The following is an 8,269-nucleotide window of genomic DNA, read 5'->3' on the forward strand; positions in this document are numbered from 1 at the left end:
GGAACGCCCCGTCAAGAGTATTTAGAATATTTATTTCCGCACTCGCGCACATTCCTGTTCGGGCGCTCAAATGGCCGGTGACCGAAGGTAGCTCCGCCCATCAAACAACCATCAACGCGCCAGAAACACATAAGGACACCCGCACGGGTAGCCGCATTTCTAGCTGGAGAGCGCAAGAAACAGGGTGCTTCCGGCGCATCGCGCACGGCACGGGCCCCCGGCACGAACGTGGCCCGGCGCAGATAGTAGGTCGCTCCGGCACCGACCGGGCTCTTTGCACACCTTGAACGGCAATCGGCGCCCCAGTCTGTGGAAGGCCGGATAGTCGTCAAAACGGCCGCAGGATTGTCCACGCCCAACCGGTTTCATGATCGAAGCAGGCTGGGTGCAGACAATCTGAAAGTGCAATCAACAATAAATTTCGTTATCCATAATAAATAGATGCTACTGAATGGACTTGAATTCTGGTTCCCAGCAGAAAAGCAGGGCTCGCGGAACTGATCGAGGACTTTGCGAGAACCGTCGGTGCGGAATACGCGAAGGTGCGCGCCCGCCCACTTTCAATCCCTCCCAGTCTGGCGCCGTGAGTCGCCCGGCTGAACACCCCGCAGGAAATCCGCGCTGTTGTAGAGGGCGCTATCGACGACGCCCTCCCCTGACTGACCAGCGACTACAGCCGCAAAGCCCCCCGCTGCTCAGCGCACATTGCCGCCCGGCATCATCCGATCTGCTGCGCCGCAGCCTCATCGAAGAGCCGCTCGCCAGCGCCGATAGGTCCGAGCCCTTTTTGCTTGCAGCAGAAACACCGACGACATGGCGCCCGTTGACGTGTTCGACAAGCCACTCGGCGTCGGACGTTATCGCCCGATGACTTCGTTTGACGCGCCGCCTCGGTGCGGGTACAATTCGCGCCGCGGGGTGGAGCAGTCTGGCAGCTCGTCGGGCTCATAACCCGAAGGTCGTAGGTTCAAATCCTACCCCCGCAACCAATATCGAAGCCCGCTCAGCGAAAACAAGCGGGCTTTTTCTTTTGGAGCAGCCGCGCGTGACGTCTCGCTGAGCTGGCCTATCAAGGCCGATCCGCCGCTCGCTGCAGATCTCGGCACCAGGACGGAAGCACAGCGGACACCAAGCCCCGGCGCTTGGCCGCCGGGGCTTTCTCTTTCCGCAGACAGAAAGAAACCGCAGAGCGACGCTGCGGAAATCCATTGCCCTTCACCACAGCCTCAATCTTGTCTGCGTGCTGCGCCATAGCAATCCGACGTGCAAATTGGATGCCCCCCGTTTTTCCTCTGATTTCCGATTCAAAGGTGGGCATGGAGAATCGGCATCGGCCGGGCTCACCCCTCGTCGTGGCTAGTCGTAACGCGTTCAGGGACGGCAACAATGCCGATGGTTGGTCGTCGGCGGACATGCCAGGATTTCCTGCAAACAACTCCGGAGAATGCTATGCCGTTCATCTGCGAAAACGTTGAATGTCGTGCCGTGCTGGCTCGCGGGCAGGTCAGATCCAGTTACGAGGCCGGTTGGTGCTTCTACTGCCCAGACTGCAAAGTCAGAAACGAGTTGAAAGATATCAGTGTACCTGGTAGTCCTGCCGAATTGGCTCAGCCAGAAAAATCCGATCTTCCTCACAAAGTGATAGCGGCTGCTCGACCATTGGAGGACGGCAGATACGCAGCGCAATTGCGCGTTCAGAGGGCACTCGGTGTGAAAGGAACGTACGCGGTCGAAGAACACTGGGAGCAACTCGGTGTATTCCTCGACGCACAAGAGGCCATTGCGCATGCGAAGTCTTTCGCAACAGACCTGCTGGAGCGAAAGGTTTAATCGCGAGTGACACGCTGGATTGCGCGATCCCCATCAGGGCGCGGATTTTTACGGGAGGGCCACGACCGTAGATCCGCGCGAAAACTTTGTGCTGCACGACATGCGTACGCAGGACTCGATGTGCACGAGGTCACGGTCACCTATGCACTTGGCGAGGACGAACTGCCTGGCAAGATCGGGACGACAACGACGGATATTGATCGCCTGCGCAAGCGTCTCCAATCGAAAGCGATCACGTGCTTTCTCGAGCGTGGCGCTAACGATCGGCCAAACGCTCGATCACTTCTCTATGCTCCTCAATGACTTGCCGCAGGATGTCGCGCGCCTCCTGCTTCCCTTCCGGGGTGGCCATGTCAACTTTCTTCCGCGGCGCAATTCTGACACGCGGCTTCAGGAATATTCCATACACCTTTCGTGGAGCGGTCATATACGGCCTCCGACTGCATTGCCAGGGGTGGGATGGCAGGATTCGTCAACCGATTTCGCAAATCAGGGCTTCGGATCTTTGCGGTGCAGGACGATGTGCCCTCCGTGCATCGTGCGCCTCCAGGCTTCATCGGCATGCCGCTGGGCCGATTTCAGGGTGTGCGCTGCCCGTTGGCTGGATTTGGGCACCGGGGTGAACGCGGAAGTCAGGCCGGAAAATGCACGGCGGACAGTCTTGGTGACCATGATTCGCTCCGCGTTGATGTCGGAGCACTCAGTCTATCCTTCCTTTCACGAGTTGCGATACTGTACGTTTACCCAGCCACGGTGGTGCCGCCCATGCAATGCAAAATGCATATAAGCCGCGCGACTAGTCAAGTTTCATGATCCCCATTTGCATTGCAGTGCTGGCGCACATGACAACCAGCCGATCATGCGACACGCCTTCGGTCAAACGATGGTTTAGAACCTCGTCGAATGTGCCGGCACACTCCGAAACCGCGTTCATCGCGTCACCTTCTGTCCGGTTGTATGCGCCGGCGATGAGCCACTGAGCACGACATTTAGCAGCGTCTATTGTTGCCTGGGCAGAGGCATCGGGACCCGCCGACCGGCATTCAGGAACAGGTATAGGCTGGAATGCTTGCGACAGAGTGGGGATAAGGAAGGCAGCGGCGGCAATGTATCGACGGCACATAGCAGCTCCTTTCGAGAGGATCTTCTTGTCGCCATGACTCGGTGGTCCGCGTAGCCACGAATTCAGTCCGCGAGCGGCACAGAGCCGTTAGTTCCGGCGAAGAGTCAGTCGACAATCTAGCACCTCCGTTGCATAACGTCAGTGACCTGGCGTACTCACTGATTGCCTTTTCTGCTTCTTCTCCCGCCCCCCTCTGACACTGCCCGGCTTGCTAACACAATTCCCCCCCACCCACTACCCCCCAATATCGACAGGAAGTGGCTCGGCTGCAGGCAGGTGTACGCTGTCGCAGCATGCATAAGGCCCGTGTCTAAAGCAGATTACAAATGAGGCATTGCTCCCTGAGTGCACAAGGTCCGCGAAAGGGCGGCGGATGAGATGAAGCGATCGGCAGATGAAAGTCGCCGGACTTGGCAACAGTCGCGTGTAGAAACTGATAGCCCATTCGGGACCTTGTCCGCACGGCCAGTCGCGCCTTCAATTCTGGTTTCCATAGCAAAACGAAAAGAACACTAAGCGCGGACTCGCGGCGGCATACGACCGCGAAGGCTTGTGCAATTGAACCGAATCGACAGATAGCGGCAGCAGACGATGAACCGCCTGCTATCCGCACTTTCGCTACAACGGGGGGCTAGTGGATCAATTGCCAAACGTTATGCCGACCAGAGCCACCTGGTCGCTTGCGCCAACCCACGGCGCGAAGCCGCATCAATCGGCTCTTCAAAGCATCAGCGCGCGAACGGCCCCTCCCTGAGCGCCCCAATAGGTTCTCAACCCTTGTGACGCCCTGCGGCGAACGCCGTCAGCCAGCTTGCGAGGCGTATCGGCTATCGCGTGAATCAGCTTTAGAAAGAAGGAGCTCCCATGTATCAGCATGCCGCACGTCATCCTTCAAGCCTTGATGGACTGCTAGTCGGCGATGAGGTATTCGCGTCGATCCTGAACATAAGCGCCGCCAGCAAGTGGGCACTTCCGTCACGCGCTCCCTCGATTTAGCCAGCCCCAGCCGCTCACGGTCTACTTGTCTGTACGTCCCTTGGGAGAATTAAATTGTCCTCATCTGCCGTAGACGTTCTACTCACCAGTGAGATGCGTGACGATCTCGCCGAACTTGCGAATGGTATCGCGCCGCTTCAGCAATGGATCGAGCAAAAGAAATACAACCCCGAGAAGGATCCGACGTTCAGTGGCAAAGCGATGCCATGGCGGGCACCCGGCGCCAGCCTGACGCCGGCCAAGACCGGTCTGATCGACTTCTTCGAAGGATTGCTGCGCGAAACGTCGGATGACGTGCAGAGCAAGAACACGTGGGAGAAGATCGCGGCCGATCCCCTGTCTCGTTTTCCGATCGATGACGTCCATACCTGGCGTGCCGAGCGAGGCCTCGACGAATCCGCCAGTTTCGGAATCGTCAAATCACAGAACGTGCTGCTGGATATTCAGAATCGTCAGATCGCACGCCTCACTTTCTACCAGGAGACGCTGCCAGACCTTGCGTATTGCCTGTCGCTTTCCAGACCCGACACCCCCGCAGCATGGGTCACGTTCGCGCAGCAATTGTTCACCGACCAGGTAAGCGCGTGGCCAGGCACGGCTTACCCCGCCAGCGTATTCCTGAACCAGTTTGCAGCCGATCTGCTGTACGCGATGCTCGGCATGCGCAACTTCTCCGCCGTTCCGGATCAGCCCGAATACGCCACCGCCTTGTTGACCGAGCTGGGTCAGCCGCGTCGACGCGGCAACAAAAACACGCCGGTTCAAGCGGCCGAGGCCGTCAGGCGCTTCCTCGCTCAAATTGATAGAGACATGCACAAGGGAGATGCACAATGAGCACCGCTGACGTTGACTTTATCGTAGTGGGCACCGGCGGCGGCGGCGGCACGTTGAGCTGGATGCTGGCCAGGGCGGGCTACAAGGTGGTGGTGCTGGAGCAAGGCGCCGATTGGTCGCTGCCCAAGGAGGAGTCCGGCAATGACTTCGACCCGGCCATGCAGGACGAGTATCGCTTCCAGCAGCAAAAGCCGGACGGCAAACGGCAGCCGCGTGGCGACTACAACACCTTTCGTCCAGTCGACGGCATGCAAGCGAAGCCGATGAGTTCCAACATGATCGGCGGCTGGACCGGCACGACCTTGGGCGGCGGCTCCAATCTGTGGGGCGGATGGGCGGCACGCGCATTGCCGGTCGATTTCCGCTTGCGTGACCACTACAGCAAAACCGGCCAGCTCAAGCAGTTCGAGGCATGGGGATATTCAGTTGCCGACTGGCCGGTGTCGTACAACGAGATGGAGCCGTTCTTCAACGTCACCGAGGCGATGCTCGCGGTAAACGGCGATCGAGGCCTGATGAACGAGGCGTTGACCGGCAGCGCCTGGTACAAGTCGCTCAGCCAGACGAATCCGGAATTCGAGTCGTACGGCCACTGGACTTCCGCGTTTCCCTATCCGTCGCCTCCCTATCCGCAAAAGCCGGTCGGACAATTCTTCAGCGAAGGCGCAAAGGCGAACGGCATGCGTCCGCTTCCCATTCCTACCGCGCTGGTCAATCCGGCTCTGAATGGTTATCGGACCCGTGAAGAGCTGGCCAAAGCGCTCGAAACGATGAACGGCAGACATGGCACGTTCTGGGGACAACCTGCGGAGAAGCTTTGGTCCGACCGTATCCGCGACGCATGCAACATGTGCGGCTTCTGCGAGGATTTCATCTGCTGGGGCAGTAATGCTCCCAAGAGTGGCGTGTTCTCCACCACGCTGGTGGAAATGCGCGACCTCCCCGAGTATGCGGACATACGGACCAATGCCAAGGTCTATGAGGTGCTTTACGATTCGCGGCTGCGGCGCGCCAGCGGCGTGCGCTACCTGGACATCTCCGATCCCGACAACCCGAAGAAGGTCGAAGTCCGCTCGAAATACGTGGTCTTGTCATGCGGCGCGGTACAGTCCGCGCGGTTGCTGCTGATGTCGGGGCCGCCGGAAGGTCTGGGGAACCGTTTCGGCAACGTCGGCCGCAACGTGATGTTCCATTTGTTCAATCTGAGCGCCAGCGTGACCTTGCCAGAGCAGTATCAGGGCCTGCTGCACCCGGAACTCGGCAACATCGGCTCCACGACCTGCTACGACGACTACTTCATTCCCGGTGACAAGTCGGGGCAGTGGTGGAAGATGGGCATTCTAACGGCCGCGGAGAAAAAGAATCCGCTGCACGGCGCTGTGAATACGCTCAATAGCGGGGCGATCGGGATGGATATGCTCCAGCAGATGGACGCCTATACACGGCAACTGGACTTGCGCACCACCGGCGACGATCATCCGATGCCGAATAACCGGGTCACGCTGGATCCTGAATACGTCGACGAATACGGCTTTCCGGTGGCACGGATTACGCGCAGCTTTGGCGAACATGAGCAACTCATCTTCCGCCTGATGCAAAGCCGCTTCCAGAAGATCTTTGAACACTACAAGAAGATCGGCATTCAGGTGACCAACTCCGATCCGCAGTTGCTTACGCTGTTTGGCGACCACCAGTTGGGAACATGCCGCATGGGCGACGATCCCCGCACCTCTGTGCTGGACCGCAATTGCCGCATGCATGAGGTGCCAAACGTATTCGTGGTCGATACCAGTTGCTTTCCAAGCGCACTTGGGGTCAATCCGATGGCAACCGCCATGGCCAACGCGCTGCGGGTCGGAACCTGGATGATCGAGTCGCTTAAAAAAGGCAGCGAGCTCAATTAGGCGGCCCGGCAAGCTCACTGGCCATACGTGCCCCCGGGACGATCGATCGTCGGCCCCGGGCACCATTTCGCTTCTCCATTTCAGGGACCACAGCATGAACCGTACGACTGCGCAGATTTGGCAAAACTGGGCCGGCAATGTGACCGGTACGCCGGCAGCGATTTTTACTCCCCGTACCCAAGATGACATCAAGGAAATCATCCAGCAGGCGCGTCGGGAGAACAAGAAGGTGCGCGTGGCCGGGAGCGGCCACAGCTGGGGCCCGCTGGTTCCGACCGACGGCTATCTGATTCGCCTGCAGCATTTTGCCGATGTTTCCATCAACGCCGGGAAGACGATAGTGACACTCGGGCCCGCTGTCACTGTCGATCAACTGGCGCAATTCTTCCTCGACCATGACGTTTGCGTGCCATCTAGCGTCGGTATCGGACTTGGCGAAGCCACGATGGGCGGGGTTTTTTCCACCGGATGTCATGGCTCCGGAATCGAAATGCCTTCGGTATCCGACTGGATCGTGGGCGTCGAGCTCATCGACGCGAACGGCGAGGTCAGGACCTATTCACAGGACAAGGATGGCGTACGCGTCATGAACATGCTGAGGCTTTCGCTAGGCATGTGCGGCGTGATCACTGCATTTCAGATCCGCGTTCAACCCATGTTCAACGTGCACGTAGTCGAGTCCAAGGAATCCGTGGCATCGACTCTGGCGGGATTGAAAGAGCTGGTGATGGGCAACGCGTACGCCGAGGTCTCCTGGATGCCGTTCAACGATCAGATCTGGGTGCAAAAGGCCAATGTGACCGATCTGCCGATCACGCGCGACGGTTTTACACCGCCGGCCAATCCGTTTCGCGACAAGCTTTATGCAGCCGGAAGCGCGCTGGCCCTGGATGCGCTGGAAACCACGCCCGAGATGACGCCTGACATTCTGAGGACCAGTTTCCAGATGCTCGATCCCGGAAACTACGTTTCCAAAATCACGCACTATCTGCATTGCGCGGACTACGGGTTCCTGCTCGACCGCTATCGTCTGCTGGACATCGAGGTCGTTTTTGAAATCGACAAGTCGTTCGACACGGTGCGCCGCGCATTTGCCATCGCAGCGGAAAAAGTCGAGGAATGGCAGAAGAATGGCAAGTACCCATTGAACTCGACGCTCGGCTTCCGCTTCATCAAGAACAGCGATGCGACGCTTTCGTCATGCAGGGGAAATGCTTATACCTGTATGGCTGAAATCTTCAGCTATCACAAGACCGACGAGTGGGCGATCTTCGCGGGAGAGCTGGTGCACGCCTGGATGAAGGAGTTGCCGCGTGCGCGCCTCCATTGGGCCAAGGCGTTCCAGTACGTTCCTGACACTGTGGCCGCCATTCGGGAGGCGTTCGGTTCTCAGATGACCGAATTTCTGGAAATCAGGAGGGAAATCGGGGTCGATCCTGATGACCTGTTTGTGAACGATGTACTCGCTGAGTTGTTTGGTTTGGCAGCTCGAGCGGATGGTGGTCGCTGATTTACCGCCTGAGGTCGATGATTTTTGATGCTTTTGGCCTTAACTTGTTTTCGCGGCGGGCCGCAGGCGTTG

The 8,269-nt window shown here is 58.5% G+C and carries 5 protein-coding genes and 1 tRNA gene; 5 read left to right on the forward strand and 1 reads right to left on the reverse strand.

Annotated elements, in window-relative coordinates; all coding sequences use genetic code 11:
* Positions 1-912: 912 nt before the first annotated feature.
* A tRNA-Met gene (locus tag BO1_RS47565) sits at positions 913-989 on the forward strand.
* A gap of 460 nt (positions 990-1,449) precedes the next feature.
* A complete protein-coding gene (locus BO1_RS47570) occupies positions 1,450-1,830 on the forward strand; it encodes a hypothetical protein (RefSeq protein ID WP_028223600.1) in 381 nt (126 codons plus the stop codon).
* A 489-nt stretch (positions 1,831-2,319) separates the two neighbouring features.
* Here the strand turns inward: BO1_RS47570 and BO1_RS60015 are convergent, their stop codons facing one another.
* A complete protein-coding gene (locus BO1_RS60015; RefSeq protein ID WP_134755524.1) occupies positions 2,320-2,502 on the reverse strand; it encodes a hypothetical protein in 183 nt (60 codons plus the stop codon).
* Positions 2,503-4,042: 1,540 nt separating this feature from the next.
* Between BO1_RS60015 and BO1_RS55825 the strand changes: the two genes are divergently transcribed.
* From BO1_RS55825 to BO1_RS47595, 3 genes are all read left to right on the forward strand, one after another.
* Positions 4,043-4,783 carry a hypothetical protein gene (locus tag BO1_RS55825; RefSeq protein WP_052409869.1) on the forward strand — a complete coding sequence of 247 codons (741 nt, stop codon included), beginning with the start codon at positions 4,043-4,045 and terminating at the stop codon, positions 4,781-4,783.
* On the forward strand, positions 4,780-6,687 hold the full coding sequence (locus tag BO1_RS47590; RefSeq protein ID WP_028223602.1) for a GMC oxidoreductase: 1,908 nt from the start codon (positions 4,780-4,782) through the stop codon (positions 6,685-6,687). Before BO1_RS55825 ends, BO1_RS47590 begins: the two co-directional genes overlap by 4 nt.
* 94 nt (positions 6,688-6,781) lie before the next feature.
* Positions 6,782-8,197 (forward strand): FAD-binding protein, encoded by a 1,416-nt coding sequence (locus BO1_RS47595; protein WP_028223603.1) that lies wholly within the window; start codon positions 6,782-6,784, stop codon positions 8,195-8,197.
* Positions 8,198-8,269 lie beyond the last annotated feature (72 nt).

This window comes from Paraburkholderia oxyphila NBRC 105797 (assembly GCF_000685075.1).
Lineage (GTDB): Bacteria > Pseudomonadota > Gammaproteobacteria > Burkholderiales > Burkholderiaceae > Paraburkholderia > Paraburkholderia oxyphila.

Bases quoted from the DNA above. Each gene is read 5' to 3' on its own strand.
- BO1_RS47570 (WP_028223600.1), top strand. From the start codon at position 1,450: ATGCCGTTCATCTGCGAAAACGTTGAATGTCGTGCCGTGCTGGCTCGC.
- BO1_RS60015 (WP_134755524.1), bottom strand. From the start codon at position 2,502: ATGGTCACCAAGACTGTCCGCCGTGCATTTTCCGGCCTGACTTCCGCG.
- BO1_RS55825 (WP_052409869.1), top strand. From the start codon at position 4,043: ATGCGTGACGATCTCGCCGAACTTGCGAATGGTATCGCGCCGCTTCAG.
- BO1_RS47590 (WP_028223602.1), top strand. From the start codon at position 4,780: ATGAGCACCGCTGACGTTGACTTTATCGTAGTGGGCACCGGCGGCGGC.
- BO1_RS47595 (WP_028223603.1), top strand. From the start codon at position 6,782: ATGAACCGTACGACTGCGCAGATTTGGCAAAACTGGGCCGGCAATGTG.